Source organism: Parabacteroides sp. An277, assembly GCF_002159645.1.
In the GTDB taxonomy this organism is placed as follows: Bacteria; Bacteroidota; Bacteroidia; order Bacteroidales; family Tannerellaceae; genus Parabacteroides.
On the sequence record NZ_NFJB01000032.1, the window covers coordinates 22,020 to 36,575 of the forward strand.

Below are 14,556 nucleotides of genomic sequence, written 5' to 3' on the forward strand. Positions count from 1 at the left end.
AATTTACTATACGGCGACAGATTCCGCCCTGTGCATGCGCTATTTGCACACAATGCACACAGTGGAAGCGGCAGACGGAGAACGGATTGTCTGCACCGCCAAACTCTTGTTAGACAAGCCCTATCAGGCAGCCACCCTAGAGCGGGAACCGGAAGGTGTGGTGGTCGATTTGCAACGTTTCGACTGCACCACATTCGTGGAAACGGTTTTGGCCCTCAGTTGGGAATCTGCCGAAAACACACCCACGTTCGCCGGTTTCGTCGAGACATTGCGTCAAATTCGCTATCGGGGCGAAGTCGTTTCCTACCTCGACAGGCTTCATTACCTGTCTGATTGGGTGTACGAGAACCAACAAAAAGGACGGATAGCCGACGTGACCTCCCGTCTTGCGGACAGCCAATCTTACCATCCGCAACTTTTCTTCATGTCCACACACCCAACAGCTTACCCAGCCTTGAAGTCCCACCCCACGTGGGTAGATTCGCTCCGGCTCATCGAGCAACGTGCCGAACGCCAGGCGCCCTCCGCCTATTTGCCCAAAGAGAATTTTACCCCCCAAGCAATACAAAACGGAGACCTCATCGCATTTGTGACGCGCATCCCAGGGCTCGATGTCACGCACATCGGCATCGCTTATTGGCGAAATGCAGACGAACTAACCTTTCTGCATGCCTCCTCGACAGCTCGACGAGTAGTCATTCAGCCCGGTTCGTTGCAAAACTACCTGAAGCATCAAAAACAATGCCGCGGAATATGGATTCTTCGCCCCAAGACAAGTACAACCCCTCATTTTTATCGTCCATAGCAAGAAAAAGGTGCATTTTGTCAAACTTTTTAGGTCTCTATGTATTGATTCCATCGAAGAAAAACCGTATTTTTGTGCCACATAAATATGTTATACAACAAGTGACTTTTTTAGAACCGTGGTGAAGCAACAACGAAAAGAAGAAATTGACTTCTCATCCAGCCTGGCTGAAGTCTGGCGCGTCTTAAATGAGAATGAACGGGATATCCTTCGTAAGAACTCGACCATCCGCACGTTCAAACGGAACGGTCTCATTTATTATCAAGGGGATGAACCGAAGGACATGATGTGCCTACTCAAAGGGAAAGTCAAAATCTATAAAGACGGGATAGGCGGACGTACACAAATCATTCGGATGATCAAGCCTATCCAATATTTCGGATACCGGGCCTTCTTCGCCCACGAAAACTACCTGACCAATGCGTCGGCTTTTGAACCCTCTACCATCTGTATGATTCCGCTAAACATCGTGACAGACCTCATCTATGGGAATCCGAACTTGGCCATGTTCTTCATCCGACAACTCTCCACCGACTTGGGTATCTCCGATGAACGGACTATCAACTTGACACAAAAGCATATCCGGGGACGGTTAGCCGAATCCCTTCTCTTCCTAAAGGACAGTTACGGTCTCGAAGCGGATGGTGCTACGCTAAGTATTTACCTCTCGCGCGAGGATTTGGCGAATCTCTCAAACATGACGACCTCGAACGCGATACGCACACTGACCACCTTCGCCAACGAGCATGTAATCGCCATGGACGGAAAGAAAATCAGTATCATCAACGAGGAACGACTCAAGCAAATCAGTCGGTTAGGGTAACGTTTCATCGAAATAAGAAACCCCAGAAACGCAGTCTTCGCTGTGTTTCTGGGGTTCTTCATTCAGGAGATACAAATTATTCCCAGTATCGTTCAACAGGGTCATGAGTCGTCTCGCACTCGCGAGACATCTGTTGCCGAAGCTGTTTGATCCGTTTACGTTGTGCAGCCTCGCCTGCCAAATTGTACATCTCGTAAGGATCTTGTTGGAGATTGAACAGTTGTGTAGTACGTGTCCCGTCCACATTATACTCGATAAGCTTCCAAATACCATCGGAAATAGCTCGCTGGTAAAAGCGATATCCATAGTACAAGTAATCCCGAACGGATTCATCCTTCGTCAATATGGGAAGGAGAGACTGACCGTCGGCAGAATCGGGTATCGGAGTCTCCGTCAACTCGCAGAGAGTCGGTAATATATCGATTAGGTAGCAGAGCTTATCAGTCCGACGAGGTGAAGTCGCAGGTGTTTTCCCTGCCTCCTTAATAATTAAAGGCACTCGCACGCTATGTTCATACACACTCTGTTTGCCCATCAGTCCGTGTTGTCCTACAGCCAGCCCATTGTCTCCGGCAAAGATGATGATAGTATTGTCGTAAAGACCAGCCTCCTTGAGTGCAGAAACGATTTCTCCTACCCGCTTGTCGACATGGCTGATCATTGCATAATAATCATACAGGTGCTGGCGAATTTCCTCTTTTGTGCGGGGAAAGGCGGCCAACATTTCGTCGCGTATCTTCAGCTCTCCATTGTCAAAGGGATGTTCCGGCAGGAAGTTTGGCGGCAATTGGATGCTATCGAGCTGGTAATGTGCCCGGTATTCCTCTGGCATAGTCCGCGGGTCGTGCGGAGACATATAAGCAAGGGAAAGGAAGAAGGGTTGTTGGGCAGCCTCCGCTTTATGTGCCTGTATAAACTCGATAGCTTCATGGGTGAAAATATCGACCGAATGCTTGCCCGAATAGACATACTCACCAGGAAGATATTCTACCTTATTCGACTTTGACCATTCCTTCACAATCGGTCGACAGGCGGAATAGTCACCGTCTTCATGATAGTCGAACAACGGTACATTCCAATGGTCGTACATTCCTCCAAAGTAGACAGCCTTAGCATTACTGAAGCATCGGTTAAAAGCTTGCGTATCGTTATGCCACTTCCCGATATGGAAGGTGGTGTATCCGTTTTCCTGCAAAGCCTCGCCTATGGTCTTTTGTTCCTGCGGGATGACTGCGCCCTCTTGCTGTAAGGTATGCAGGTATTTGCCGGTCATTAGCATCGCTCGGCTGGGCATGCTGACGGCGCCGGATGTTCCTCCCATGATATGGGCATTCGTAAAGAGCGTACCGTCTTGAGCAAGCGCATCAAGGCAAGGAGTATAGGTATCCTCCACTCCCGCAGTATGAATAGTCGTTCCACGCATATCGTCGGCCAAGATAAGGAGGATATTGGGCTTTTGGGTTGTCTGCGCTCCGGCAAACAAAGGGAATAAACAGACGGCGGCTTGAAGTATCTTTTGCTTTCTCATGGCTTATATATTAGGTGAGTTATCGTCTTGTATAGCTTCCCATATCCGAATGAGTTTCTGGAGTAATCCTTCCAAGGAGGCTAAAGGAAGCATGTTCGCTCCGTCAGACTTAGCCTCAGCAGGGTTGGGATGGGTCTCGATGAAGAGTCCGTCGGCCCCCACAGCGATAGCGGCCTTGGCAATGGTTTCAATCAAGGCCGGCATACCGCCTGTCACGCCTGACGTCTGGTTAGGCTGTTGCAGGGAGTGAGTCGCGTCCATGACGACCGGAAATCCGAATTGCTTCATCTCCGGAATCCCACGAAAATCTACTACTAAATCGGTATAACCAAAAGTGGTTCCCCGCTCAGTGAGCATCACGTTCGGATTGCCCGCATCCAGCACTTTCTGAGCTGCAAACTGCATGGCTGCAGGTGAAAGGAATTGTCCCTTCTTGATGTTCACCACCTTCCCCGTCTTTGCTGCCGCCACCAAGAGGTCGGTTTGTCGACAAAGGAAAGCAGGAATCTGGAGCACATCCACATACTCTGCTGCCATATCGGCTTCGTGGGTCTCGTGAATATCAGTAACAGTAGGTATACCCAGCGTCTCATGTACTTTGCGGAGAATCTTCAGCGCTTTCTCGTCGCCTATTCCTGTAAAGGAATCCAAGCGCGACCGGTTCGCCTTCCGGTAGGAACCTTTGAATACGTAAGGAATCTGCCACCTTTGGGCTATACCCGCTATCTCTTCGGCTATTTCCAAAGCCATTCGCTCTCCTTCGATGACACAAGGACCTGCCAGAAGGAAGAAACGCGGTTTGTTCTGTAAATCTGCTAAACTAAACATATGCTGTATCATATTAAATCCATTACTTGTTGTATTTTCTCTTCCATCGGGAGTGATGCATCTATCCAATGGATTTCAAAACCTCGGCGCTCCATGCCCCGAAACCAGGTCATCTGTCTTTTGGCAAACTGATGGATAGCGATTTCGAGCAGACGAACCATCTCTTCATAGTCCAACTGTCCAATCACATACTGGGTCAGATATTTATATTCCAAGCCATAATAAATCAAGTCTTCCGGAGGAATCCCCTCGTCCAAGAGCGCACGCACCTCTTCTACCATGCCAGCCTCCAGTCGTTCCCAGAGCCGATGGGATATCTTCGCCCTTCGTTCCTCTCGACTGATATCAAGACCGATAATCAAACTATCAAGAGGTTCATACTCATGCTTCTCTGGGTCTTGGGTCCGATAGTATTCCTCTATCTCGATGGCACGTATGGCTCGCTGTGCCGAATCCACATCCGTTTTGTTGTGCAGCGTCTTATAAGTAGCCAGGAGCCGGGTCAACTCTTCCAGGCTCTTACCTTTGAGCGATTCCCGCAACATGGGATTCTGTGGCACATCCAGCAGCTTATACCCTTTCAAGACAGCCTCGATATACAGGCCCGTCCCACCACATAGTACTGGTACTTTCCCTTTCGCCCGTATGGCTGCAAATACCTCATGGAAATCGTGCTGGTATTCAAATACATTGTACTTCGTTCCTGGTTTCCGTATGTCTATCAGGTGGTAAGGGATGGGAATACCTTGGACGCTATAATCAGACAAATCCTTTCCGGTCCCCAAGTCCATACGCCGGTAGACCTGCCGAGAGTCCCCGCTGATAATCTCCGTGCCCAATCGGTAGGCCACCTGTGCCGCCAGTGCCGTCTTTCCCGAAGCCGTCGGACCAATGATAGTAATCAATTCTTTCATCTTCTTGTTACTCAAACTTACACGCCCAACACGATGTTTGCATCAATATTCAGTTTCCGACTTATCTCACGAGCGACCTTCAATGTCGGTTCGCATTTACCAGAAAGATATTCGCTAACACGAGAAGGACTTACATTCAACAACTCCGACAACTTATTCTGCGTTAAACCCATTTCATACATGCGCAATTTAATTACATCAACCAAAGAAGGAGATTCTACCGGGAAATGCTCTTCTTCATAATCTGCCACAAAATCCGAAATCAAATCCAATTCCCAATAATTAGGGTCATCTATCGGAGTGTCATTGTTCACTACTTTTAGCAGCTCTTCAATCCGGGCACATGCCGCTTTATACTGTTGTTCCGTCTTTATCTTTGCCATAATATTACACCTTTATGCTTTTGAACAATCTATTTTATCATACTCTTGATGAGTGCCTATCCAACGAATGAAGACTTTTTTTGCTGCAAATAATATCAATGCAACCAGCCGATAATCATTCCCCTTAATATTAAACACAAAACGGTCATTCCCTACATAGTCTGCACTATTGAATGTCAACTTTACATCCGCCAGACAAGCCCAATCTGCTTTCTCTGTCTTTTTATACCAATCACGCAAAGGGACGTCTGCATCCGCATGTTTTTGTGTATAGTTTCTAATTGTTGCAAATGATATTATTCTCATAGTCTTTTCTATTTTTGGTGTAAAGATAGCTCTTTGTTTCTAAATATCAAAACTTATTTCCAATTTACAAAAATATCTATTCCTTGTCCCCTTTTTTCTCCCGTTGCTGCTCCTGCCATTCCCGGTAATCCTTTATCGAGGCGAACGAGATGCCTTGGTCCACAATCCCCCCGATTTGGTAGGAAAGGAGTTGTTGCACCGCCTCGCGCAGCTCGCGGGAGGGACGGAACACGATGCGCTCGTTGCGAATCAGGTGCGGCCCGAACAACTCCGGCGCCCAAGCCCCCTCGCTCCCATACTCCAACTTCAACGAGCCGAGCCGCCCCAACTGGACATTCTCCCCTCGCGCCAACAAGCGCGGAAGGTGCTTGAACAAAAGCTCCAAGCCCATTTGCAACTCAATGTCTGCCAACGTGGTATTGGCCGTCGCATTGCGACATAATTCCCGTGTCTTCACCTGCCGCCCCGGCGCGGGAGTGGCATACCATAACTCGCTCTTCTCCTTGTTGAGCGGGTTCTTCTTGCGCATCAACTTATAACGTGCCATGCTTTTTCCTCCTATGTTTTATTGCATCCAACCTTCGTACCCCAAAGGCCGCCATATCCGTATATCATCCCTCCTCACATACGTTTATCATCCCTTCCAAGATACATACCTTATCCATAGATACCTGTACTGGTATGCATTCCATACCTGTACTGCTTATACTACCATACCAGTACTGGTATATACCCCATACCTGTACTGCTTTCTATCGGCAAAGATAGGAATTATAGGCGAAAACTCCTATAAGTCACCAGCAGAAATATAAGCATGAGTGCGTTTTTCAAGCTTAAGAGGCCGTTCCCCATCCAAGAAGAGGCCCCAAAAGAAGCCCCAGGTCCGAGGACCCAGGGCTTCCTTCACGCATCCATGCGGGCAACTCGAGACCCAGTGGATTCAAAATAGGGACTCTGCCGTTTTGCAGAATCCATTGTTGTTCAAACGTACGTAAACTATCGGGTATCAGGCAAACATTTTCAAACAGGGTATCCACTCTCTCTTTAGTGTCCGAACCGTGAAGTATCTACTTGCTTCTGTTTCTTTTCCTTATAACTGCCTAAGCGATAAGAGAGTCGGACAGAGACAGAGCGGTTATAGAAGCTGTTGTCCATATCCAGATGCTGCCCTTTGAAGAGAACAGCCGTACGGGGCGCACCGGTATTGAAGAGGTCGTCGGCATGAACCGAGAGCGTTGCCCGACCTTTCAGGAACGTATAGCGGGCAGCGATATGAAGATTGAACAAGCCGTTTATATCGAAGACGCCTTGAATAGCCGGTGATTGATAGTGCGCACCCAACTCAAAGCTCAGGTGCTTGCCAACTTTAAAGGTGTTATCCAACATCAGTACACCGACCCACTTCTTCCGATTGAAGGGAATGTCATAGAAATCATCGCATCGCTCGTGCATGTATAGCGCGATGGCGTTGAAAGAGGCATCGTACCAATCGCCCATCGCCAACGGAAGAGAGAGGCTCGCCCCGTATTGCCGCATAAAGTCCCAGTTCTGCATCTTATAAATCAATGCCAACCGTTCGCTCGATTGATAAGGCGACTGGGCAAAGTAATCAGACGTATGGTTGAAAAAGAGCGTCAGCATATACTTCTGCCGGAAGATGTAAGTACTACTCAGCTCATAGGTATTTGCCGGACGTAAATTTGAACTTCCGTGTAATTCCGAATAACCATCAATATAACTGATGGCGGACTGCATCGCCCAATATTCCGGATAGCGCTTGTCTGAAGATAAAGCCAACTGCAGGAAGTTACGCGCATTGAGCATCCAGAAGAGCGATGCCCGCGGGAATACCGCCCAGCGCTCATAATCACCAATCCGATAATATTCGCCCGTAGCCGATAAGGAAACTGAGCTTCCCGTCTTTAGCTTTTTATCGAGCGAAGCATAAACGTTAGCGGTGTGCTCATGCAGGTTGGCATAGGTATCGCGGGTCTCAACGTCGCCCACCACTTCTCGATAAATTTGCTCATCCCGGCTGTGGGCATATTGATAAGAGAAGCCAAATCCTAACTCCCAATCCCGCCGAAGCACATAAGATTGGTCAGCATGAACCGCCAGTCGGTCTATCTTCTGAGCACCGACAATTTCCAACTCGATGGCATTGCCCTCCGCATAATCGGTGTGTAACCGCTGGCCGTTCTCCATCTGATAACATGTATATTCGATACCGGTTTTCAATCCTTTATCTCCTTCATAATCGACAGACAGGTTATGCAGTCGGCCTTCCGTCTCTTTATCCAAGTTGCTAAGTTGGAAATTGCCCGTTGTATGGCTGTTCCCTTTATCGGAAGGCGAGAAGCTACCCAAGTAAGCCAATTGCAGATGTTCCTTGTCCGAGAAATTATATTCCAACGCCGAGCGTACTGTATGATCCCATCCTTTTTCGCGCATTGCCTCTTGATTCTGAATGTCATAAAGTTGATTTCCGAACGTATGCAAGGAACGTGTCTTCATTTGGGTGAATGTTTTGACATCTTTCGCTTCATACATCCAATCGAACCCCCACTTAGGCGTCGTATAACGTAGATTTCCACTCAATCCACCAGCATTGAAGTACTGATTCTTATAATGGGCAACCACTTCACCGGAAAAGTGATAAGCCGCCGCATGCTTCAACACGACATTAACGGCCGCTCCGCGTACATGATATTCGGGCGGCGCACTATACATCACTTCCGCCCTTTCGACCCGTTCCACCGGCGTATTCTTCAGGAAAGTTTCCAGTTGGGCTGCATTCATGGTCGTGGGGCGTCCATTGAGAATCACCGTCAGCGAAGTGGCACCCGCCAGCGATAATGCCCCGTTTCGCTCGGTGATGCCGGGCAATTTCGTGATGGCTTCATAGGCATTATCCACCATCTTTTTATCGGATAAGGCGGTCAAATCATAACTCAATTTACCTTCTTCTACCTGCACATAAGGCTTTTCGGCCGTGATGACCAAGTCTTCTAAGGTGGTATTTTGCTCTTTGAGCACATAAACATCCGCCGTGTCGGGAAGTGTAGCCTTTTCTATTTCCCGCGTTTCATAGGCGACGTGTTGCAAGATATAGCGGCAAGGCAACACTTCCTGCCGAAATTGGAACATTCCTGCCGTATCAGTCAGGCTCACCTCTATAAAGGTTGAATCCGCCTTTTGCAACACCACGGTTACGCCTTCTATCGGCTTCCCTGCTTCATTCACCACCTTTCCTCGGAGGCTTTGCGCTGAAAGCATCTCCAGGCATCCCAATCCTATACCTATAATATATAAGTAACGTTTCATCTGTTCTATTATTGATTGGAAGCAAAAGTAGGGAAACCGAGTCAGAGCGTGCGTTATCACTCCGCTACTTAGTGTTATTTAGTGTTACCACCTATACCTTTCCTCCGAAAATAGACTATATTTGCCTGAAAAGTTAAGCATAAATGCAAAAAAAGATAAGCATAAACGACTGAAAAGATAGGCGTAAATTTATGAAGATACAAGGACATTTCATTCTGTTGTTTGTCTCCATTTCCATCATCGGCATTTTCATCTCGCAAGGCTATTGGCTATGGAATACGTATGAAACGGAGAAAAAGCAGATGGCGGACAAGGTACATCAACTGTTCGAGCAGTCGATAGCCGAGACTTTGGCCATTCATCTGACCCAGATGGAACAAGACTCCACGCAAAATGCGCCGCATGGCGAAATGTCGATGGGTATCGCCGTGGATAGTATCAGTAGGATGTTGAGCCTCCAAGAGAACAAAAAGATGGTGCGCTATTATCGGAATATGATTTTGAATCCGACCAACGAACGCGACGAGCCACTGACTTTCACCAAGGATTATTACAAAGAGAGTTATGATGTGCTACGGCTGGCATCGTCGGCAGGCATGTTCGAGATGGTAACCGCTATCCGCCCGATTAGTATCCTGACGGTGGATAGCGTATTTGGCACGGTGTTAGAACGGAATGGCATTTATCAACCGCACTTTGTGGACGCCGTTTTCGGGAAAGATACGCTGATTGACACTTCCAAACCGAAAGACCTACAGCTGGAAAACCTAATTCAATCCCGCCGTGTGAGCATCACCATGAATGAAGACTTCGGCTTGCAGGGTTTCGTAGTAGATGCCAATCAACTTATTTATAGACGGATGCTTTATGCTTTTCTACTCTCTATCTTCTTCGTTTTGCTAACGACAGCTTGCTATCTCTATCTGATTCGCACAATTCAGCGTCAGAAAACCGTCGCACAAATCAAGAATGATTTCATCAATAATATGACGCACGAACTAAAAACACCTATTACAATTACTTATTCCGCAATTGACGCCTTACAGAACTTCCGACTGGTAGATAATATGAACAAGCGGGAAGAGTACTTTAATATCTGCAAGCAACAGCTGAGGCATCTGACGGAATTGGTGGAGAAGATTCTCAGCATGGCGGTGGAAGAGCGCAAGAATTTCCGCTTGCAAAAAGAATCGTTTCGATTAGGACCGATTGTGAAGCAGTTGACGAAGCAATTCACTTTGCAAACAGATAAGTCCGTCTGTTTCCAAATAACAGATGAATGGGGCGAACAGACGGTTTTTGCAGATAAATTCCACCTAACACACGTATTGGCAAATCTGATAGATAACGCTGTTAAATATTCTGGGCAAGCTGTGAATATCGTTATCCAGATAAAGAAGTATACAAACAATCTGGAAATCACCATTCAGGATGATGGTATCGGCATCCCATCACGCTATCAAAAGCAGATATTCGACCGTTTCTATCGTATCCCGAAAGGAAATCGGCACGATGTGAAAGGATTTGGTTTAGGATTGAGCTATGCCAAAGAAATCATCGAACGGCACGGCGGTTCTATCCACGTAAGCAGTCAGGAAAACAAAGGTTCAATATTCACCCTCTTAATACCGCAATAAAAATGATACACGTATTATTGGCAGAAGATGAAATAGCTTTGGCAAAAATCATTAAGGACAGTTTGGAAAGCCGGAATGATTTCCAAATCACGCTGGCCTCGAATGGGGAAAAGGCTTTTGAACTGTTCAAACAATTCAAACCGGATATTTTTGTACTTGACGTGATGATGCCGCAATTGGATGGCTTCACACTGGCGAAGATGATTCGGCAAATTGACAAACATATCCCGATTCTGTTTCTGACAGCGCGCTCATCGACAGATGATGTAGTCAGCGGATTTAAAATGGGCGGCAATGATTATCTCAAAAAGCCTTTCGATATGGAAGAACTGATTGTGCGCATCCAGTCATTGCTCAATCGACCAATTGATGCAGAAATCACCAAACCAAAAGAAACCTATCAGATTGGCGCTTATTGTTTTCGAGTAGCGCATCAGGTGCTGGAAATCAACGGAAATACAGAATCGCTCTCTTATCGGGAAGCAGAAATTCTCCGGATGCTATGCGAGCATCAAAATGAAGTGCTCCAACGACGCCCTGTATTGTTAGCCCTCTGGGGTGATGACAATTTCTTCAATGCCCGCAGCATGGATGTCTTTATAACGAAACTAAGAAAAAAACTATCTGCTGATCCGAACGTACAGATTGTCAACATCCGTGGCATTGGATATAAACTTATCTGCTGAGTAATGAGCAAACTAAAAAAGCCGGTTCACCCTTTTGGGGTTTCCGGCTTTCATATATGCAGTCATAGGAATCAGTTACGGAATACCAATCCCTCACCGAAACAATCAACGATGATGGGACGCTCACGATTTACTTTACCTCCTAATATCTCCTTCGACAACTCATTGAGGACATAGTTCTGGATAACCCGCTTGACAGGACGGGCACCGAACTGTGGATCGTAACCCTCGTGGCTGATGAAGTCGACAGCCTCGTCGGTAAACTGAAGTTGCATACCATTGTTTTCAACCATCTTCTCTACCTGATGAAGCTGCAACTGTACAATCTGTCTGATCTCACCTTCCGTAAGAGGTGTGAACATGATAATCTCATCAATACGGTTCAAGAATTCCGGACGGATGCTCTTCTTAAGGAGTTCCAAGACTTGCGCCTTTGTATTGTTGACGATCTCCTGCCGATTACTGTCTGTAATCTTCTCGAAGTTTTCCCGAATGAGTGAAGATCCCATATTGCTGGTCATGATGATAATCGTGTTCTTGAAGTTCACCGTCCGTCCCTTGTTATCCGTCAAACGCCCGTCATCCAATACTTGAAGCAAGATATTAAAGACATCCGGATGCGCCTTCTCGATTTCATCGAACAATACCACCGAATAGGGTTTCCGACGGATGGCCTCTGTCAGCTGGCCTCCTTCATCGTATCCGACATATCCCGGAGGTGCTCCGATGAGTCGCGTCGCACTGAATTTCTCCTGATACTCACTCATATCGATACGTGTCATCATATTCTCATCATCAAACAGATAATCGGCCAATGCCTTCGCTAACTCCGTCTTACCGACACCGGTCGTACCGAGGAAAATGAACGAACCGATAGGACGTTTCGGGTCTTGCAAGCCCGCACGGCTTCGCCGCACAGCATCTGATATGGCTTTGATAGCCTCGTCCTGTCCGATGACGCGCTTATGCAGCTCTTCCTCCATGTGGAGCAACTTCTCGCGCTCGCTCTGCATCATCTTGGTAACGGGGATTCCCGTCCAACGCGAAACGACCTCTGCAATATCGTCACTATCAACCTCTTCCTTAATCATAGCGGCACCGCCCTGCATGTTGTGCAATTTCTCTTGTACCTCTTTGATATCGTTTTCCTTCTCCTTAATCTTTCCGTAGCGAATTTCAGCGACCTTGCCATAATCCCCTTCACGCTCCGCCTTATCGGCTTCAAACCGGAGGTTCTCGATATCAATCTTATCCTGTTGTATGGTATTAATAAGCGATTTCTCGCTTTCCCATTGCGCCTTCTGTTTCTTCTCTTCGTCCTTCAGGTTGGCTATCTCCTTATTCAGTTGCTCCAGTTTCTGCTTGTCATCTTCCCGTTTGATGGCTTCACGCTCGATTTCCAACTGTTTGATTCGGCGAGAAACCTCGTCCAACGCTTCAGGAACAGAGTTCATCTGCATCCGCAAACGGGCTGCCGCTTCATCCATCAGGTCGATGGCCTTGTCCGGCAAGAAACGATCGGTGATATACCGGCTTGAAAGTTTAACCGCTGCAATAATTGCATCATCCTTGATACGCACCTTGTGGTGATTCTCATACTTTTCCTTCAATCCACGAAGAATAGAGATCGCATCCAACTCGTCCGGCTCATCCACCATGACAATCTGGAACCGGCGCTCCAACGCTTTATCTTTCTCGAAATACTTCTGATACTCGTCCAACGTCGTCGCACCAATCGCACGCAATTCGCCACGCGCCAAAGCCGGTTTTAAAATATTGGCCGCATCCATCGCACCTTCGCCTTTCCCGGCACCCACCAACGTATGAATTTCATCGATGAAGAGTATAATCTCGCCATCCGACTTAATCACCTCGTTAACGACCGCCTTCAGACGTTCCTCAAACTCACCCTTGTATTTGGCTCCGGCTATCAAAGCACCCATATCCAACGAGTATATTTGTTTTGACTTTAAGTTCTCCGGAACATCCCCACGGATGATACGATGAGCCAACCCTTCAGCAATCGCAGTCTTACCTACACCCGGTTCGCCAATCAATATTGGGTTGTTCTTTGTGCGGCGACTCAAAATCTGTAAAACACGGCGAATCTCCTCGTCACGCCCGATGACCGGATCCAGCTTACCGCTCCGCGCTTTTTCATTCAGATTAATGGCATATTTGCTCAAAGCTTCATAGGTATCTTCGGCCGACTGACTGGTCACTTTGTTTCCTTTGCGCAACTCCTCGATGGCTTTGCGCAATTCAGCCTCCGTCATGCCCGCATCTTTCAAGATCTGCGAAGCACTACTCTTCTCCGTAAACAAGGCCAAGATGATGGGTTCGAGCGATACGTATTGGTCGCCCATCTTCGACGAATAATCAATCGCCTTCTGCAAAATAGCGTTCGCCTCATTCGATAGGTAAGGTTCGCCTCCCGACACCTTCGGCAAGGATGCGATTTGCGCATCCACCACCCGCACCACATTCTGCGGATTCACACCCAACTTTTGGAAGATAAAGTTCGTCACGCTTTCGCCCGTCATAATGACAGCCTTCAGCAAATGTACGCCCTCTATCGCCTGTTGGTTATTTTGTGTAACCAACTGTACCGCCTGCTGTACCGCTTCTTGTGCTTTAATCGTAAAGTTATTAAAATTCATATCTTTAATTCTCCTTTCTATTCTTTATTCAGTAATAAACTCGCAGAGGAATACACAAACAAAATGCCAAATATCTAAACAAGACAAAATGACAGTCAAAGTTCCCGAAGAAAGGCCAAATAGTCCGTTTTACCTCTAGATACTGAATAGCCACACCATAAATAAAAGTTTCAGCATCTCGATTGACCTGATGCGTAACCAAAAGAACACATTATAACCAATGGTAGAGTTTCACTACATAATTAAAGGAAAGAACTTTTATAGAAGGCATACCCCCGCACTATAACCCACTCAAACTTCTAAAAGCAGCTATTCTCATCCATCCCGGGCGGAAACATCCTGTCCTCTGCCCGAGACGCCCTCTCCTATCTCGAGCAGATCCCTCCGGTAATCTGCGGCAGAGCACCTTTATTATCTCGGGCAGATAACAAACCATATCTGCCCGAGATGGCAGACCCTATCTGCCGCAGATAGGAACCTTGCATATCGGCAAACCGGCTCAGTAGAAATTTAGTGGGGATAGGCATATAGGTTTGCGATGCGGAATAAGAAAAACTTCTTGTCTGCAACCCCTCTGAGGTTTGCTCTGAATAGTTTGATTTTAGCGTTGAAAGACTCTGCCATCGCATTGGACGAACGGTTGTTGTAGAAGTTCAGGATCT

At 47.1% G+C, this 14,556-nt stretch carries 13 protein-coding genes; 4 read left to right on the forward strand and 9 right to left on the reverse strand.

Going from position 1 to position 14,556, the window contains the following annotated elements:
- Nucleotides 1-52: 52 nt before the first annotated feature.
- The gene (locus tag B5F77_RS12200) at nucleotides 53-805 is read left to right on the forward strand and encodes an N-acetylmuramoyl-L-alanine amidase-like domain-containing protein (RefSeq protein WP_162607995.1); all 753 of its coding nucleotides are present in this window, start codon (nucleotides 53-55) and stop codon (nucleotides 803-805) included.
- Nucleotides 806-923: 118 nt separating this feature from the next.
- Entirely contained in the window at nucleotides 924-1,628 is a 705-nt protein-coding gene (locus B5F77_RS12205) for a Crp/Fnr family transcriptional regulator (protein WP_087331139.1), read from the forward strand.
- A 76-nt stretch (nucleotides 1,629-1,704) separates the two neighbouring features.
- Here the strand turns inward: B5F77_RS12205 and B5F77_RS12210 are convergent, their stop codons facing one another.
- From B5F77_RS12210 to B5F77_RS12240, 7 genes are all read right to left on the reverse strand, one after another.
- Complete coding sequence (locus B5F77_RS12210) at nucleotides 1,705-3,156, reverse strand: sulfatase-like hydrolase/transferase (protein WP_087331141.1); 1,452 nt, start codon at nucleotides 3,154-3,156, stop codon at nucleotides 1,705-1,707.
- A 3-nt stretch (nucleotides 3,157-3,159) separates the two neighbouring features.
- Nucleotides 3,160-3,984, reverse strand: coding sequence for a 3-deoxy-8-phosphooctulonate synthase (gene kdsA, locus B5F77_RS12215; RefSeq protein WP_087331156.1), 825 nt, complete (start codon nucleotides 3,982-3,984; stop codon nucleotides 3,160-3,162).
- A gap of 8 nt (nucleotides 3,985-3,992) precedes the next feature.
- Complete coding sequence (miaA, locus tag B5F77_RS12220) at nucleotides 3,993-4,898, reverse strand: tRNA (adenosine(37)-N6)-dimethylallyltransferase MiaA (protein WP_087331159.1); 906 nt, start codon at nucleotides 4,896-4,898, stop codon at nucleotides 3,993-3,995.
- Between the two features lie 17 nt (nucleotides 4,899-4,915).
- Nucleotides 4,916-5,281: a helix-turn-helix domain-containing protein gene (locus B5F77_RS12225; RefSeq protein ID WP_087331143.1), complete on the reverse strand. Its 366-nt coding sequence runs from the start codon at nucleotides 5,279-5,281 to the stop codon at nucleotides 4,916-4,918.
- 12 nt (nucleotides 5,282-5,293) lie between these two features.
- Entirely contained in the window at nucleotides 5,294-5,587 is a 294-nt protein-coding gene (locus tag B5F77_RS12230) for a type II toxin-antitoxin system HigB family toxin (protein WP_087331145.1), read from the reverse strand.
- Between the two features lie 76 nt (nucleotides 5,588-5,663).
- Nucleotides 5,664-6,134: a hypothetical protein gene (locus B5F77_RS12235; RefSeq protein ID WP_087331147.1), complete on the reverse strand. Its 471-nt coding sequence runs from the start codon at nucleotides 6,132-6,134 to the stop codon at nucleotides 5,664-5,666.
- A 497-nt stretch (nucleotides 6,135-6,631) separates the two neighbouring features.
- A complete protein-coding gene (locus B5F77_RS12240; protein WP_204244975.1) occupies nucleotides 6,632-8,911 on the reverse strand; it encodes an outer membrane beta-barrel family protein in 2,280 nt (759 codons plus the stop codon).
- A 191-nt stretch (nucleotides 8,912-9,102) separates the two neighbouring features.
- On the opposite strand from B5F77_RS12240, the gene B5F77_RS12245 reads away from it, so the two are divergent.
- Nucleotides 9,103-10,548 carry a HAMP domain-containing sensor histidine kinase gene (locus B5F77_RS12245; RefSeq protein ID WP_087331149.1) on the forward strand — a complete coding sequence of 482 codons (1,446 nt, stop codon included), beginning with the start codon at nucleotides 9,103-9,105 and terminating at the stop codon, nucleotides 10,546-10,548.
- A 2-nt stretch (nucleotides 10,549-10,550) separates the two neighbouring features.
- Nucleotides 10,551-11,234, forward strand: coding sequence for a response regulator transcription factor (locus B5F77_RS12250; RefSeq protein ID WP_087331151.1), 684 nt, complete (start codon nucleotides 10,551-10,553; stop codon nucleotides 11,232-11,234).
- 71 nt (nucleotides 11,235-11,305) lie between these two features.
- Here B5F77_RS12250 and clpB read toward each other — a convergent pair whose 3' ends face one another.
- Entirely contained in the window at nucleotides 11,306-13,894 is a 2,589-nt protein-coding gene (gene clpB, locus B5F77_RS12255) for an ATP-dependent chaperone ClpB (protein WP_087331153.1), read from the reverse strand.
- A 510-nt stretch (nucleotides 13,895-14,404) separates the two neighbouring features.
- Nucleotides 14,405-14,554, reverse strand: a complete 150-nt coding sequence (locus B5F77_RS16110) for a transposase (RefSeq protein ID WP_343225093.1) — start codon at nucleotides 14,552-14,554, stop codon at nucleotides 14,405-14,407.
- Between the last annotated feature and the right edge of the window lie 2 nt (nucleotides 14,555-14,556).